The sequence below is a fragment of the Sorangium sp. So ce1014 genome (genome assembly GCF_051521505.1).
In the GTDB taxonomy this organism is placed as follows: domain Bacteria; phylum Myxococcota_A; class Polyangia; order Polyangiales; family Polyangiaceae; genus Sorangium.
The window spans coordinates 1,760,576-1,774,989 of record NZ_CP150356.1 but is presented as its reverse complement, the minus strand read 5'-3'; the positions used below and the strand labels follow the sequence as shown (position 1 = coordinate 1,774,989).

The window sequence follows — 14,414 nt, the reverse complement described above, 5'->3', positions numbered from 1 at the left end:
CAATATCCTCCAGCAGTAGCCGCAACTTGCGCCCGCCCACGCCGCTGCCGGGCGTCTGCGCGCCAAGCGTCGTCGGTCTCATGACGGCCGATCGAGCTCGCGGTGGCGCGTGCGCTCGGCCAGCCCGCCGGTCCGCTGTCGGCGGGCGCGCTCGAGGATGCCGTTGCGGCCTTGCTCGATGGCGGCCAGCTCGGCGTCATCAGCCTCCGGGAGGAAGCGCCGCCAGGACTCCTGGCTGAAGGCGACGTTCGTGCCGTACCCGAGCCGGGCGCTCCGTCGCCGCTGCGGGCGCCGGCCGCGGAGCGCGTGGCAGAAATCCATTGCAATTTCATCATATTGCGGCCTCTTGTGTCGCATATATGCATCCATGGTAGCACATCGGAACGATAGATAATGCGTAGCTGCGCTGCGCGACGCTTGCGCTGGCTCCTGCGCTGCGGCAAGTGGCGGCCAAAGAGGCCTCGATGAGCGCACGACTCGCTTGCCGGCTCCTGGCGGGGCGGCTCGTGGGGTGCACGCGCGCTGGGGGACAGACCGGGGAGGATCGCCTCCGATCCCTGCAACTCCCCCCGGAGGCGGCTGGTCAGACCGTGGAGCATGACCTCACCGACCCGACGCCCTCGGCGTGGGTGGAGCGCAAGGCCAGCGCAAGCGGCGCTCGGCCGACGCGTCGCCGCTCACGCGGCAGGCGAGCTCGCCTCGATCCACGCATGCCTTCGTTCATCCCGCCGTGCGGGCCGTGAACGCGAGTTGACAGCTGTCCAAACGAGGCGCTCGCAGCGCCCTCGACGAGCCTGTCACACGCTCGACGCAAGCGGCCCTCCCTTCACAATTGAACGCAAGATTCAGTCGATGGAATTTTGTTCTCCGGAGCTTGACGGTCGCGCTCGCATCGAACACTCTCCCGCCTGCATCGAGGCTGACGCCGCTTGGATCGCCTGCCACCGGCTTCGGGGCGCGGCTTGATCTGGGCCGCGTCCAGCAGGACATTTACTTAGGATGACACGACCCGAATCGTGAATAAAATCACGGGCTCGGCCGCCATGATGCCGTTGTTGATCAGCTGCGCCGCCGCGGCTGGAGACGAAGGTTATCGGGCAGGAGAGAAGAACATCGGAGAGCGATGTCGGCGTCGCCGAACAGCACTGGATTGGTCCTGGGATCATCCATTGTGACACCGGCCCTCAAGAAGTCCGATCGCCATGCGAGATGGCCCTGAATCGCATGAGCTCGGAGCTCGACGCCAGAGGCATCACGATCGGCAACGACGGGATTCTCTTCGAGCTCGATGATCCGACGGACAGGAAGACCGACGCCGGACACTCCTGAACCGTGAGGGCCGAGCAGCGACACGCGCTCGGGAGGGTTCGGCTTCCAGGATCGGGCCTGTTTATCTCATCCCCTTCGTTGCGACGAGGGGATTGACGTATGGTGTGACGGAGAGGATCGACGCAGCTTGGGGCCGCGATGCACGCTTCCCGTGTGCGCGAGCCCTGAGCCGGCGCTTTCCTCGTTTCAAAGAAGAAGGTTGGTTCATGGTGTTGGTTTCCAAGAAGATCAAGCTCAGAAGTCTCGCTGGGGTGCTCGCTGGTTGTGTCGGTCTGGTCGCCGCGCAGGCGTCGGCAGGCGTGGTCGTGGGTAAGCCCACCCCGCACGGCAACACGGCGTACCCCGAAGCCGCGACAACCATGGCACGGGCAGGGACCTTCACGCTGGTCGGCGCGCTTCAAGAGCACGTGAAGATCAGCGGCGAGGCAGAGCCCACGTTCCCCAGCACGATGCAGGGCGCCGTCTATTTGATGAACGGGACGAGCACCACGCCCGAGCGCGTCTACCAGTTCCCCGGGGTCGCCCAGTTCAACCTCCAGGCCGGGAGCCAGCTCGCCATCTCGAGTCGCTTCCTCGCGTTCGCGACGCGAGGCACGAATCTCTCCGCCTCTCCGCAGGCGAATTCGGTGTTCATCGCCCGGAACAACAACGGCTCATGGGCGGAGTGCCCCCTGGTCAGCGGTCAGCGAAACTGCAACGGCGCGGTGCGCGAGAACGGACAGAACATCAGCCGCGCGCTCACCCGCATCCCGCTCACCTACCCCGCGAACAGCAGCTTCAAGGACATCGCGCTCGCCCTGTCCGACGACTACCTCGTGATCGGCTACAAGCGACACAGCGTGCTCGAGATCTACCGCTACAACACCTCGAACGACACGTGGGTCCTTGAGCTCTCGCTCGACGAGCCGGACGAGCGCTTCACCGGCGCTGCGGTCGCGATCGACGGCGACCTTGTCGCGGTCGGCTCGCCGTGGTCCGAGGGCGGCGACGCCGGGGCCGAGCTCGGCTCGGTCCGCATCTTCCGCAGGAATGCCAGCGTCAGCACCTGGAGCTCCGTAGCCATCGCGAGCGGCTACTTCTCGACCGGCGCCTTCGGGCGAAGCCTCGCCATGGCTTCCGGGAACCTGGCTGTCACGTCCGGCGTGACATTCCCCGTGAACGGCGTCACGCCGCAGCAGCACCTCTCGTTTTACCGGGTGGCGACCGACGGTGCGATCTCCGCGCACCAGTCTCTGGTAACTGCCTACCCCCACGTGCACTTGGCGCTTCACGGCGACACGTTGGCCAGTACGGTCAGCGGTGGAGACGAGGGCCTTTCGCTCTACAAGCGCGCTGCCGCGTCGGGGCAGTGGGCCTACGAAGCCGGTCTGATTCGCGACTTCTACAAGAGCGTCAACAGCTCCGGCATCGGGTACGGCGGCATCGATCCCATCGGCCTCGTAGGGGATGACCTGGTGCTCGGCTGGCGCGCCTTTTCGGGCCTGCTGGGCGGCGTGGTCCACGAGAAGGCCAGCCTGATCGACGCTTGCCGAGATCCTCTCAACCTCGTGAATAACTGTTCTTTCGATAACGTGACCAACACCGCGCTCTCGGGAAACCAGAGCAGCAGCGGCTGGCAGGTCCTCAACTGGAACGGTGCCTCGGCGTGGGCGGACTTCAACGGCCGCCAGATGCGCATCAACGTGCAGCAGCCCGGCTCCGACATGTGGCACATCCAGGCTCGCACAACGGTCAACTTGCCGCAGGCGGGAGGCTACCTGCTGACATTCCGCGCCAAGGCGGACGACGTGCGCACATTCGTGGTGAACCTGGGTCGCAACGGCAACGGCGACAACAACTGGGCGAGCTACGGTCGCGTGACCGCGGCGGCGGGCCCCGAATGGGTCATCTACTCGTTCGAGCTCCCGAACATCCCGCAGGATTCCGCGGCGTTCCTCGACTTCAACGTCGGCAACGCAGGAACCGCGGCCGTCACCGTGGATAGCGTGAAGCTCGTTCGTCTGGCGCCGTAAACACGTCGCGCAGATCGCAGAAGAGGGGCTAGCGAAAGCTGGCCCCTGTTCGGGTCGACCGACGTGGGCGACCGCCGCGCGGCGAGGTGGCCGGCGACGTGATTGTCCGCCATAGTGTCCACGTGTTGTATGTCCGCCACGTGCCGGGTCCGCCCCTTTCGGCGCACGTCGCCGAGCTCTGGTGCCTTTCGGCTGCTCCGCCCCGCGCGGCCGCGCGCATCCTGCCCTCCGGTACCCTCCAGCTGGTCATCAACCTCGACGAGGACGGGCTCCGCATCTACGACGGCCCCACCCTTCGCCGCTACTCCGGTGCCGCCGTGTCGGGCGCGTACCAGTCCTCCTTCGGCGTCGACACACGCGAGCACGCGTCGATGGTCGGGGTCCACTTCCGCCCCGGCGGCGCGTGGCCGTTCCTCGGCGCGCCGCCCGGCGCGCTGACCGACACGCACGCCGACCTCGCGGAGCTCTGGGGGCCGCGAGCGGCGGAGCTCCGCGAGCGCCTGTGCGCGGCGCCGGAGCCGCGCGCTCGCTTCGCGCTGCTCGAGCGCGCGCTGCTCGACCGCCTCTCGAAGGCGCGCCCCGGTCATCCCCTGGTGCCGCACGCGATCGCGGCGCTCGAGGGAGGCGGAAGGCGCGTCGCCGACGTCGCGGCCACGCTCGGCATCAGCCACCGCCGGCTCATCGACGTGTTCACCGCCGAGACCGGCCTCGCCCCGAAGACCTTCGCTCGGATCACACGCTTTCGGCGGGCGCTCGCGCGGGCCGAGATGGAGCGCGATCCGGACTGGGCCCGGCTCGCTGCCGCGTCAGGGTTCTGCGATCAGTCGCACCTGATCCGCGAGTTCGTGGCCCTCTCCGGTGATTCGCCGACCGCGCTCATCGCCCAGTCCTCCCGCGAACGCGTCAAGTTGCACCACATCGCCATCGCCGCGTCAGCCGCGCCGGATGGGGCGCGGGGAAGGCGCCGGCAACACGCGCGACCTCGAGGCGTCCTGACCCGATGACCGCGAAGGATCGGCGCGGCGCCGGGGCGCACCGCAGCGCGACCGGCGACGAACCCGACGGCTTCCAATTTGTCCAAGACCGGGTTGCCCGCCGGGGGTAGACGTGGGTCATGACGCAACGCTTGCTCCAGGTTGACACAGAGGTCGGCGATCCTGGGAAGAAGTGCAAAGGAGCTCCGCAGGCGGCCGCGCGGCCGCGCGAGACCGTTGGGGTGATCGGGGCAAGGAAGCGCTTTATGACACGCACCCGATCGCGGATCCGGGTCGTCGCCGCCGCAGCCGCCCTGCTCGGAGGGGTCGGGCTTGCCGCACCGGCGGCCGCGCAAGGTGCTATCGGCACCGGCTCCGGGCGAACCGGGGCCACCGTGGCCGCGGTGGTGGCGCTGTTCGGCGTGGTCGTCGGTGGGCTGGCTCTGGCCCGCTCCGCCGGTCGTATCGGCACCGGCAACGGGCGAGACGGGGCCATCGTGGCCCTGGTGTCAGGGCTGCTCGGCATGGTCCTCGCTGGGCTGCACCTGGCCACCTCCACCGGGGGTATCGGCACCGGCAACGGGCGAGGCGGGGCCATCGTGGGCCTGGTGCTGGGACTGCTCGGCATGGTCCTCGGTCGGCTGGCTCTGGCCCGCTCCCGCCGCAGCGGCTGAGCACCTGCGGCTTCGACGGCTTCGACGCGCGGAGCCGCACGGTGACGGCGGACCTCGACGGAGGAGCCAACCGCTACGCCAGCGACGACTACCTTCGACGAGGAAGGCGGATCGCGTAAGGACCCTTGTGTCACCTGAGGTGAGCGCAGCGATTCGCCATAGAGACCCTCGAATCGTTTTGTTTTTTGCCTTCTCCGAGCGAAAATCCCGGCGGGATTTCTGACGCGCGGAGCTAGCAGTCGAAGACCCCGGCGCCCCGCTCGATCTCGCCGAATGGATCCATGAGCGCGCGCACGAGCACGCGCGCCGGTGCGCTCTCGATGCCCCCGGCCGCGCGCCACGTCGCATAGCGGAGCTCGCCCAGGAGCGCCCCGGCGAGCGGCGTGTAGACGAGGTCGAGCGCCGACGGCCGGACGCCGTTGGCCTCGTAGCCGTACTCCCAGAGGTGGGTGCCGGCGATGGCGAAGGCGACCGCGGCCGGCACGCCGAAGCGGCAGCTCCGCGCCCTGAAGTAGATCTCGCTCCCGAGCAGGCCATGACCGATCACGTTGATCGGCCACGGGTCGTGATCCCACCGGAAGGCGGGCTGAGCGGCGTCGAAGAGCGGCGGCTTCGTGAGCGCCTCCCCATAGTGGTATCCCCAGCGCTCCGGGCGAAAGTCGGCGAACGGCTCGGGCCACAGCACCGCTTCCACGCTGCGGGTCACCGTGAACACGGCCAGGGTGTGCACGATCGGCGGCACCCAGGCAGGCTCCGCGGTCCCGGCCGTGATCGCGGCGCGAGGCCGCGCCCCGGGCGCACCGGCCCGAGACGCGCGTTCCGGAGGAGCGGCCGGTCCGGCCTGCGGAGAGGCCGAATCGACCGGCGGCGCCGTCACAGGCGGTGCCGTCACAGGCGGTGCTGTCACAGGCGATGTCGCCGCGGACCGGCCGGCGCACGCGGACGATAGGACGGCGAGGACAGCGGCGGCGTACGGGCGGATCAGGGCCATCGGACCATCTGGCGCGGCGCGCGCGCCCGGAGACGGCGGCCGGACACGAGTCTAGCGCGCCGGCGACCCCGGCGACCCCTGCGATGCGCCGGCCTCCCCGGCGCCCGGGTTATCCTCCCGCCCCATGGCCGGGATCATGATCGTCACGGGCGGCAGCCGCGGGATCGGCGCCGCCACGGCGCTGCTCGCCGCGAGCCGAGGCTACGCGGTCGCGGTGAGCTACCTGCGCGACGCGCTCGCCGCCGCCAGGGTGGTCGACGAGATCCGCGCCCACGGCGGCGTCGCCCTCGCCATCGCGGCCGACGTGAGCGCCGAGGACGACGTCGTGCGCCTCTTCCAGACCGTCGACGACGCCCTGGGCCCCGTCACCGCGCTCGTGAACAACGCCGGCGTGCTCGATCGCCAGGCGCGCCTCGAGGACATGACCGCGGCGCGCGTGCAGCGCGTCCTTGCCACGAACGTCGTCGGCACCTTCCTGTGCGCGCGCGAGGCGGTCCGGCGCATGTCCACGCGCCGCGGCGGCGCGGGAGGCGCCATCGTGAACGTCTCGTCGAGGGCGTCGCAGCTCGGCTCCCCGGGCGAGTACATCGACTACGCCGCCTCGAAGGCCGCCGTCGACACGCTCACGATCGGCCTCGCGAAGGAGGTCGCCGCGGAGGGCATCCGGGTCAACGCCGTGCGGCCCGGGATCATCGCGACCGACATCCACGCGAGCGGCGGCGATCCAGGGCGCGTCGAGCGGCTCCAGGCGAGCCTGCCGCTGGGCCGCGCCGGCAGCCCCGAGGAGGTCGCGCACGCCATCCTGTGGCTCGCCTCCAGCGAGTCCTCCTACTGCACCGGCTCCCTCCTGGACGTCGCCGGCGGCCGCTGAGCCCCGCCGGGCCGCCCTCGCGTCAGCGCCGCTCGCCCGCGCCGATCGCCTCGCTCACCACGGCCGCGAGCGTCCGCGCCGCCTCCCGGAGCGCGGGCTCCGCGTGCGCCCCGAACCCCAAGATGAGCCCGGGCGCGCGCGGCGTCCCGGAGCGCGACCCCCCCGCGCGCCCCGCCGCGCTGCGCGAGAGCGGCAGCGCGTCCACGCCCCGCGCTACCAGCGCCCGCACAGGAGCTCGAGGACGCTGGCACCATCGAAACCGGCTACCGTGGCACTTTCCAGGGTGCCAGTTCCGCGGCACGGTGTCGACGAGGAGCCCGCCATGCCCACCGCCGACGACCTCACGACACGGGCCACCGCTCGCCCGGCGCAGGCCACCGCCGGCCCGCCGCGAGCGCTCGCCGACGGCAGGACGGGCGAGCTGTCGTCGCGCATCGCGCGCCGCGCGGCCGAGGCGCACGCCGGCGAGCCGCTCGATCGGCTCCTCGCGGAGCGCCTCCCGGGCAACGAGCTGACCACGCTCCTGCTCCACTGCCTGCGCCAGCGCGCGCTCCGGCGGAGCTTCGCCGAGGTCCTCGATCACGCCGAGCGGGCGCCCATGACCCACGCCTCGGCCGCGGACGCCCGGCGGATCCACGCCTTCGACGCGGCGGCGTACGCGGCGGCGGCGGGGTTCGAGGCGGTGGATCTCGCGCCGGTCGGGCCGCTCGGCGCCACGGCGTGCGCGGGCGTCGAGCCGAACAACGTGCTCGCGACGGTGCGCTTCGCCGAGGTCGCCGCGGACCCGACCACGGGGCTCGCGCTGCACGCGGCGCGGCGCCGGCGCGAGACCCGGCGCGGCGAGCCGCTGCGCTTCTGCGCGAGCCAGCGCGTGCTGCGCATGCAGCCCACGAAGCACCCGGGCTTCACGCCCCACTTCCGCCTGTTCGCCCTCGTGACCGCGGCCCGCTCGCCGGGCCGGGGCGAGGACGACGCGTGCGAGCGGCGCGCCCTGCTCGAGCACCTCCTCGTCTGGGCCGACCTGGTCCGCGCGCTGCCGTCCGCCGGCTTCCGCGCGGCGGGCCTGCGCGTGGTCCTCTCCGACACGGCCGTGGTCCGGGCGTGCCTCGGCGCGCGCGGCCTCGACCCGGACGCGCTGGCGCAGCGGGCGAAGGCGCACGAGCCGGGGTCGACGGAGGCCGCCCTGCGCGAGGCCTCCGTCGATCTGCCGCGCGCCGCGGCGGACTACGCGGGCGCCGTGCGCTCGCTCGGCCTCGGCCCGGAGCTCGTCGCGCGCGCCGAGCGCTGGGTCGCCGAGGTGGGCGAGCCGCTCTCGCGCGCGCGGCCGGAGGTCGAGATCGTCCATGATCTCGCGCGATTGCAGGGGCTTGGTTACTACGCCGGGCCGTTCGTCCAGCTCGTCGTCCGGCGGGACGACGGCCTCGAGCTCCCGCTCGGGGACGGGGGCGCGGTGCCGTGGCTCGGCGCGCTGCTCTCGAACCGCCGCGAACGCATGGTCGCGACCGGCCTCGGGACCGAGATGCTCGTGAAGCTCTTCGATCGATCGGACTCGGACGCTCGGGCCGGCGAGGCTCGACCGGAGGAATCGCGACGGGCGCCTCATCCGCCTCGATGCGGGTCGATTCCTGCCGAGAGCACGGGAACCTGCTCCGCGGCGGGGGCCTCGTGCGCGGCTGGCTCGGCGACCGGGAGCGTGAAGTAGAACCGGGCGCCGCGCCCGACCTCGCTCTCCGCCCAGATGCGGCCTCCGTGCGCATCGACGATCCCCTTGGCGATGTAGAGCCCCAGCCCGGTGCCCCTCTCCCCCGACGCCTCCACCTTCCAGAACCGCTCGAAGATGCTCGAGAGGTTCTCGCGGGGGATCCCCGGCCCCGTATCGACGACGGCGAAGCGGACCGTCGTCCCCTCCCGGTCGACCGAGAGGGTCACGCGACCGCCCCGGGGCGTGAACTTCAGCGCGTTCCCGAGCAGGTTCGACAGCACCTGGAGCACGCGCTCCCGCTCCGCGCAGATCACGAGATCGGGCTCGTTCACGCTCTGCTCGAACCGGACCTGCTTCGATTCGGCGAGGGGCCCGAACATCTCCAGCGTCTCGCCCAGGAGATCGTCCACCGCGCACGGCGCCGGCGTCACGGAGAACTTGTAGGCTTCCATCGTCGCCGCGTCGAGCATGGTCCTGATGAGGTGCTCCATCCGCTTGGCGACGTGCTCGATCGACGCCGCTTGCTGCCGCACGCTCTCGGAGTCCGCTGTCCTCCGCAGCCGCGCGGCCTTCAGCGTGATGGCGCTGAGCGGGTTGCGCAGGTCATGGGCCACGATGCCCATGAGATCGTCGCGGGCCGTCACCGCCTTGCGCGCGGCCTCGCGCGCCTCCCGCACCTGGTGGTACGAGCCGCCGAGGCGCCTCGTGAAGTACCACGCGATCCCGAGGCTGGCCGACACAAGCAAGCCCAGCAGGCTGTACAGCCGCAGCGTGAGCTCGGCTCGCTCCGCCCTCGCGTCGACATAGATGCTCTCGACGACCCTCTCCTTGTAGTCGGTGAGACGCACGAGGGAGAGCTCGACATCCTCGCGAAGCGGCCGCAGCTCCTCCTCGAATCGACGCGCTATCAGCGTCGGGTCCTCGGGCCGTTGCCGGGCGGCGAACAGCTCTTCCTGGAGCCGTATGAAGCTCCCGGCCGCCCGCTCGACGTCCGCGAGCAGCTGGACCGCCGGCGGGCTGAGCGGCCGGCTGCGAAGCGCGCGGACGTTCTCACGGAAGAGCGCCTTGGCGTCCTCGGCCTCGGTGAGGCGATCGTGACTTCCGGAAATGAGGTAGCCCCTGCCGTGAGACACGATGAGCTCGCAGCTCCACCGGAGCCGCTCCACGAGCGTGATCTCGCGCTCTTTGGCGCTCAGACGCTCGCTCTGAGCGTCTGCCACGGACGAGAACCGTCGAACCGAGAACGCCATCCCGACCGCCAGGAGCAGGGTCAAGATGGCGTAGCCCGCCCTCGCCGTGGCCTCGAAGCGCGTCCGCGTCGGCATGACCGAGGTTCCTTCCTGCTCTCGACGGGGCCAGCGGATCGGGGGGGGCCTCGCTCCTTCATGGAGGGTCCTTCTCCTCCTCAACTCCCTCAACTCCTCCTCAAAAACTAGGCCCAGCGGCGCGGAGAGCAAGCCGTCCCTCAAGCCGTGCCGGAACGACGTCGAGCGCGCCGGCGGCGAACGGGAGCATGGCAGGGCGCCGGGAGCATCGTGAGCACCCTGGAAACACGGCGGCTCATTCGCTGCTTCCTCTGTGCTGGTTCGACACAGCGGGAGCGGCCTCGGCGCGCGCGGGAGCTCGCCGGGGCGCACGCGGGTCGGCGGGTCGCCCCGGCTCGCAAAGCGGGGCGCGCGCGCCGGCCTCGACCGGAGCCGGGAGCGGGACGGCTGGGCCGCAGTGAAGCGGTGTCCCGGCGCGCGGCCGCAGCCAGCAGGGTGGCTCGGCCGGCAGGCCGAGGGAGCGCGCGCCGACGGTGACAAGCAAGCGTTCCTCGATGTAAAGAACACGCGTCGTGGCCGACCGAGGAGCAAACCGGATCCGCGGGCGGCGCGAGGCGCGCGCGGAGCCGCGGAGCCGAGGCGCCATGCAGAGGCAGCGCGCCCGAAGACGGTGGCTCCGGGTCCTCCCGCTCCTGGTGCTCGCGGCGTGCCTCGCCGCCCTCGGTGGCTGCAAGCGCGCGGAGCCGGCGCCTCCGGGGCGCGAGGACAGGCTCGTCGTCTTCGCCGCCGCCTCCCTCCGCGAGGTGTTCACCGCGATGGGCGAGGACTTCGAGCGCGCGCGCCCGGGTGTCGAGATCACGTTCAACTTCGCCGGCACGCAGGAGCTCCGCACGCAGCTGGAGCACGGCGCCGCGGTCGACGTGTTCGCCTCGGCCGATCAGCGCCACATGGACGAGCTCGTGAGGTCCGGGCGCGCGGTGGGCCCCGTCGTCTTTGCGCGCAACGAGCCCGTCCTCGTCGTGGCGCGCGAGAGCGCCGGGACGATCCGGGGGCTCGCCGATCTCCCCGCGGCGACCCGCATCGTCATCGGCGCCCCGGAGGTCCCGATCGGCCGCTACACGCTGCAGCTCCTCGATCGCGCGTCCGCGACCCTGGGCGCGGACTTCCGCGCGCGCGTGGAGGCCAGGGTCGTCTCGCGCGAGCTCAACGTGCGCCAGGTGCTCACCAAGGTGCGCCTCGGAGAAGCGCAGGCCGGCGTTGTCTACCGGACCGACGCGCACGCGGCGCAGGACGGCGTGACCCTCGTGGCGATCCCGCCCGAGGTCAACGTCCTCGCCGAGTACCCGATCGCGGTCGTGGCCGGCGCCGCGCACCCCGGGCTCGCGCGCGCCTGGGTCGACCTCGTGCGCTCGGAGGCCGGGCAGAGCGCGCTCGGGCGCGCCGGGTTCCTGGCGCCGTCCGGGGACGGATCGGGCCCGTGAGCGTGCGCCTCGGCGCGGAGCGGGGCGTCCTGGCCGCGGTCGGCGGCGTCCTCGTGGCGTTCCTGGCCGTCCCGATCCTGGCGCTGTTCGTGACGGCCACGGCGTCGGACGTCGAGCAGGGGCTCCGTCACCCCCTCGTGTGGCCCGCGCTGCGCCTGAGCCTCGTCACCACCACGGCCAGCCTCGCCCTCGTGGTGCTCCTGGGAACGCCGCTCGCCTGGACGCTCGCGCGCGCGCGCGGGCGGCTCGCGCGCGCGGTCGAGACGGCGGTGCAGCTGCCCATCGTGATCCCGCCCGCGGTCGCGGGGGTCGCGATGCTGCTCGCCTTCGGGCGGCGCGGGCTCCTCGCCGGCTGGCTCTATCCCGAGGGGTGGTCGGTGACGTTCACGACGGCGGCGGTCGTCATGGCCGAGGTGTTCGTCTCGGCGCCGTTCTTCGTGCAGGCGGCGACGAGCGCGTTCCGGCGGGTCGACGCGAAGCTCGTGGTGGTGGCGCGGACCTTCGGCGCGTCGCCGCTCCGGGTGTTCTTCCGCGTGGCGCTGCCGCTCTCGGCCCCGGGGCTCGTCGCGGGAGCGGCCATGAGCTGGGCCCGCTCCCTCGGCGAGTTCGGCGCGACGCTCATGTTCGCCGGGAACCTGCAGGGCAGGACGCAGACGCTGCCGCTCGCCATCTACACGGCGCTCGAGTCGGACATGCGCGCCGCGCAGGCGCTGTCGATGGTCCTTGTCGTCGTGGCGTTCGCGCTGCTCCTGTTCGTGCGGGCCGTGGCGCGGCGATCCACCGCGCGCCGCGAGGCGACGCCGTGACGGCGGCGCAGAGCCTGCGCGCGCGCGTGACCGCGCGTATCGGCCGTTTGCACCTCGACGCGGAGCTCGAGACCGGGCGTGGGACGCTGGCGCTCGTGGGGCCCAATGGCTCCGGGAAGACGAGCTTGCTCTCGCTGCTCCTCGGCGTGCTGCCCGCGGAGCGAGGGCGGGTGGAGGTCGGAGGCGCGGTGCTCCTCGACACGAGGGCCGGGATCGACGTGCCTGTCGAGGAGCGCGGGATTGGCTATGTACCGCAGGATTATGCGCTGTTTCCGCACCTCAGCGTGCGTGAGAACGTCGAGTTCGCGGTGAGGAGCGCGGCCTCGCGGCGGAGGGGGGCGGCCCGCGCCGAGCGCGTGGACGCGATGCTCCACGAGCTCGGCATCGCCGCGCTCGCCCATCGCCGGACGCAGACGCTCTCCGGGGGCGAGCAGCAGCGCGTGGCGCTCGCGCGCGCTCTCTCCGTGGGCCCGCGCGCGCTGCTGCTCGACGAGCCGCTCGCGGCGCTGGACGTCCATTCCCGCCGCGAGGTGCGGGCGTTCCTCGCCGACTACCTGCGAGCGCTCGCCCTTCCGACGATCGTCGTCACGCACGACGCCGCGGACGCGCGGCTCCTCGGCCAGCGCATCGCCGTCCTCGAGGCGGGGCGCGTGACGCAGGCCGGGACGTGGGAGGAGCTGGCTGCCCGGCCGGCGTCGCGCTTCGTGGAGGAGCTCGTGGCGTCGGCGCGCGGCGGCGGCGGCGGCGGCGAGTAGCGGGGTCGCGCCGTCCGCGGTCCGGGGCCACGGACAACCGGCGAGCGCGCTCCTCCCGCCAGCTCGTGTGGGGAGCAACGGGCAGCGTGGGCAGGAGCCGGCACGATCAGGAAAGCGTCGACTCAGGGGCGCCGGTGGTCAACGTGGCGAGCGGATACTCAGGAGCGGCCTTAGGTCGAGCACCATGCGGCAGGGGAGCTCGTCTCCGAGCTGCGCGAGGCCGAGCCGCTCGTAAAAGCGTGCGGCGTCCGCGTCGATGGCGTCTGTCACGAACAGCCGGAACGCCACAGGCCCCGTGTGCGCGAGCTGGAGCGTCAGGCCGAGCGCCTCCTCGAAGAGATACCGGCCGAGCCCTTGGCCCTGAACGCGGGCGTCGATCGCGAGCCGTGCCAGGAGCACTCCGGGGACCGGGAAACGCGGGAGCCGATCCAGCTCCGGCAGGCGCGTGACCGTGGCGCGCTCGACGCTCACGACCGACAGGCTGAAGTAGCCTCCGAGGCGCGTTACGCCCGAGACCTCATCGATGGCCAGGTACGTCCGCGCGAGCATGTCCCTCTCCGCGTGGCGAAGCGCGAACCGCTTGAGGTACTCGACGAGCGATGGGTGCTGGTTCTGGAAGTCGGCGAGCAGGGTACGGTGAGAGCGGCTGAGCGCCTCGATCCGGAGCGCCATGGGTCAGACAGCCGGCTTCTTCCAGCGAAGCTTCGGCGGGCGGCGCTTCGGGTTCGCCAGGTTCGCCAGTGTCTCGCGGAGGGCAGCGGAAGGCTCGAAGCCTTGATCGAGGACGTTGGCCAGGCGAGCTGTCTCGGCGTCGCTCAGCGTGAGGCGCTCGCCCATCCGCTGCTGCCGTCTGGCGCGGAGGCGCTCGATCGCCGGATGAACGAGCGGCTCCACCTCCTCGCCACGACGTGCCTCGATGGCTCGCCCCTGCTCGGCCTGCCGCACGACCCACCCGGCGAGCGCGGCGACCTCGCGCAGGAGGTCGGCTTTCTGGTTGGGCTCGAGCCCGAGCCGTTCCCGCAGCATTTCCAGCTCGGCGTCGAGCACGCTGTTGGTCAGGGCCTGGAAGCGGGACATGACGACCTCCTGATGAGTAAAGTATTACTCACATGGACACCGGCGACAAGGACGATCTGCGGGCGCGCGGCGCTGGCTCACTCGGGTCGCGGTCACGTCGGCTTCGACTGGTAGGTCTGTAGCGGGGCGCGCACTGTATCGTGCTCACTCTCCACGCCCCTCGCGTGCGGCCCGTTCGCGCTCGCGTGCGGCCCGTTCGCGGGCGCGGCCTTCGTCGATGCTCAACTGGATGAGCAAGCCGATCCAGAGCGGGAACAGCGCGCGGATGACGTCCAGGGCCATCGGTTGCAGTCGCTCGTGGTAGCTCGCCACCATCGGAGCAGCCAGCAGCCCTCCGCACAGCAGAATCCCGAGGATCCTTAGCGGCCTGAGGTCGGTCATCGTCGACGCGCCTCAAAAGAGCCCGCACAGTACGCCGAGGCCAACGAATCCACCGCCTGTCCAGTAATCGCAGCGCTTCCTATCTCGCTCCGTCCT

Annotated in this window: 15 protein-coding genes; 8 read left to right on the top strand and 7 right to left on the bottom strand. The window is 71.6% G+C overall.

The genetic code is table 11. The features are described from left to right. Positions 1 to 78 precede the first annotated feature (78 nt). Positions 79 to 357: a hypothetical protein gene (locus WME75_RS06750; protein WP_437487361.1), complete on the bottom strand. Its 279-nt coding sequence runs from the start codon at positions 355 to 357 to the stop codon at positions 79 to 81. 1,178 nt (positions 358 to 1,535) lie between these two features. On the opposite strand from WME75_RS06750, the gene WME75_RS06745 reads away from it, so the two are divergent. From WME75_RS06745 to WME75_RS06735, 3 genes are all read left to right on the top strand, one after another. Further along, on the top strand, positions 1,536 to 3,341 hold the full coding sequence (locus WME75_RS06745; RefSeq protein WP_437487358.1) for a hypothetical protein: 1,806 nt from the start codon (positions 1,536 to 1,538) through the stop codon (positions 3,339 to 3,341). Positions 3,342 to 3,481: 140 nt separating this feature from the next. Further along, positions 3,482 to 4,345, top strand: coding sequence for an AraC family transcriptional regulator (locus WME75_RS06740; protein WP_437487356.1), 864 nt, complete (start codon positions 3,482 to 3,484; stop codon positions 4,343 to 4,345). Positions 4,346 to 4,581: 236 nt separating this feature from the next. Continuing rightward, a complete protein-coding gene (locus tag WME75_RS06735; RefSeq protein WP_437487353.1) occupies positions 4,582 to 4,989 on the top strand; it encodes a DUF6223 family protein in 408 nt (135 codons plus the stop codon). A 232-nt stretch (positions 4,990 to 5,221) separates the two neighbouring features. Here the strand turns inward: WME75_RS06735 and WME75_RS06730 are convergent, their stop codons facing one another. Then, the gene (locus WME75_RS06730; RefSeq protein WP_437487350.1) at positions 5,222 to 5,731 is read right to left on the bottom strand and encodes a DUF3943 domain-containing protein; all 510 of its coding nucleotides are present in this window, start codon (positions 5,729 to 5,731) and stop codon (positions 5,222 to 5,224) included. A gap of 373 nt (positions 5,732 to 6,104) precedes the next feature. On the opposite strand from WME75_RS06730, the gene WME75_RS06725 reads away from it, so the two are divergent. Beyond that, a complete protein-coding gene (locus WME75_RS06725; RefSeq protein WP_437487347.1) occupies positions 6,105 to 6,851 on the top strand; it encodes an SDR family oxidoreductase in 747 nt (248 codons plus the stop codon). A gap of 22 nt (positions 6,852 to 6,873) precedes the next feature. Here WME75_RS06725 and WME75_RS06720 read toward each other — a convergent pair whose 3' ends face one another. Then, positions 6,874 to 7,080: a hypothetical protein gene (locus WME75_RS06720; protein ID WP_437487345.1), complete on the bottom strand. Its 207-nt coding sequence runs from the start codon at positions 7,078 to 7,080 to the stop codon at positions 6,874 to 6,876. A gap of 93 nt (positions 7,081 to 7,173) precedes the next feature. On the opposite strand from WME75_RS06720, the gene WME75_RS06715 reads away from it, so the two are divergent. Continuing rightward, complete coding sequence (locus WME75_RS06715; RefSeq protein WP_437487342.1) at positions 7,174 to 8,553, top strand: hypothetical protein; 1,380 nt, start codon at positions 7,174 to 7,176, stop codon at positions 8,551 to 8,553. On the opposite strand, the gene WME75_RS06710 is transcribed toward WME75_RS06715, so the two are convergent. Then, on the bottom strand, positions 8,451 to 9,878 hold the full coding sequence (locus WME75_RS06710) for a sensor histidine kinase (protein ID WP_437487339.1): 1,428 nt from the start codon (positions 9,876 to 9,878) through the stop codon (positions 8,451 to 8,453). The genes WME75_RS06715 and WME75_RS06710 overlap by 103 nt on opposite strands. Positions 9,879 to 10,462: 584 nt before the next feature. On the opposite strand from WME75_RS06710, the gene modA reads away from it, so the two are divergent. The 3 genes from modA to WME75_RS06695 are packed head-to-tail and all read left to right on the top strand — an operon-like array spanning position 10,463 to position 12,860. After that, positions 10,463 to 11,299, top strand: coding sequence for a molybdate ABC transporter substrate-binding protein (modA, locus tag WME75_RS06705; protein WP_437487336.1), 837 nt, complete (start codon positions 10,463 to 10,465; stop codon positions 11,297 to 11,299). Continuing rightward, on the top strand, positions 11,296 to 12,105 hold the full coding sequence (locus WME75_RS06700) for an ABC transporter permease (RefSeq protein ID WP_437487333.1): 810 nt from the start codon (positions 11,296 to 11,298) through the stop codon (positions 12,103 to 12,105). The genes modA and WME75_RS06700 overlap by 4 nt, the downstream gene beginning before the upstream one ends. Then, on the top strand, positions 12,102 to 12,860 hold the full coding sequence (locus tag WME75_RS06695; protein WP_437487330.1) for an ABC transporter ATP-binding protein: 759 nt from the start codon (positions 12,102 to 12,104) through the stop codon (positions 12,858 to 12,860). Before WME75_RS06700 ends, WME75_RS06695 begins: the two co-directional genes overlap by 4 nt. A 138-nt stretch (positions 12,861 to 12,998) precedes the next feature. Here WME75_RS06695 and WME75_RS06690 read toward each other — a convergent pair whose 3' ends face one another. From WME75_RS06690 to WME75_RS06680, 3 genes are all read right to left on the bottom strand, one after another. Continuing rightward, entirely contained in the window at positions 12,999 to 13,532 is a 534-nt protein-coding gene (locus tag WME75_RS06690; RefSeq protein ID WP_437487329.1) for a GNAT family N-acetyltransferase, read from the bottom strand. Positions 13,533 to 13,535: 3 nt separating this feature from the next. Continuing rightward, complete coding sequence (locus tag WME75_RS06685) at positions 13,536 to 13,937, bottom strand: hypothetical protein (RefSeq protein ID WP_437487326.1); 402 nt, start codon at positions 13,935 to 13,937, stop codon at positions 13,536 to 13,538. 144 nt (positions 13,938 to 14,081) lie between these two features. Next, complete coding sequence (locus WME75_RS06680) at positions 14,082 to 14,318, bottom strand: hypothetical protein (protein WP_437487323.1); 237 nt, start codon at positions 14,316 to 14,318, stop codon at positions 14,082 to 14,084. Positions 14,319 to 14,414 lie beyond the last annotated feature (96 nt).

Excerpts from the sequence above, each read along its gene's own strand:
- WME75_RS06750 (WP_437487361.1), bottom strand. The coding sequence starts at position 357 with ATGCGACACAAGAGGCCGCAATATGATGAAATTGCAATGGATTTCTGC.
- WME75_RS06745 (WP_437487358.1), top strand. The coding sequence starts at position 1,536 with ATGGTGTTGGTTTCCAAGAAGATCAAGCTCAGAAGTCTCGCTGGGGTG.
- WME75_RS06735 (WP_437487353.1), top strand. The coding sequence starts at position 4,582 with ATGACACGCACCCGATCGCGGATCCGGGTCGTCGCCGCCGCAGCCGCC.
- WME75_RS06725 (WP_437487347.1), top strand. The coding sequence starts at position 6,105 with ATGGCCGGGATCATGATCGTCACGGGCGGCAGCCGCGGGATCGGCGCC.
- WME75_RS06715 (WP_437487342.1), top strand. The coding sequence starts at position 7,174 with ATGCCCACCGCCGACGACCTCACGACACGGGCCACCGCTCGCCCGGCG.
- WME75_RS06710 (WP_437487339.1), bottom strand. The coding sequence starts at position 9,878 with ATGCCGACGCGGACGCGCTTCGAGGCCACGGCGAGGGCGGGCTACGCC.
- modA (WP_437487336.1), top strand. The coding sequence starts at position 10,463 with ATGCAGAGGCAGCGCGCCCGAAGACGGTGGCTCCGGGTCCTCCCGCTC.
- WME75_RS06690 (WP_437487329.1), bottom strand. The coding sequence starts at position 13,532 with ATGGCGCTCCGGATCGAGGCGCTCAGCCGCTCTCACCGTACCCTGCTC.
- WME75_RS06685 (WP_437487326.1), bottom strand. The coding sequence starts at position 13,937 with ATGTCCCGCTTCCAGGCCCTGACCAACAGCGTGCTCGACGCCGAGCTG.
- WME75_RS06680 (WP_437487323.1), bottom strand. The coding sequence starts at position 14,318 with ATGACCGACCTCAGGCCGCTAAGGATCCTCGGGATTCTGCTGTGCGGA.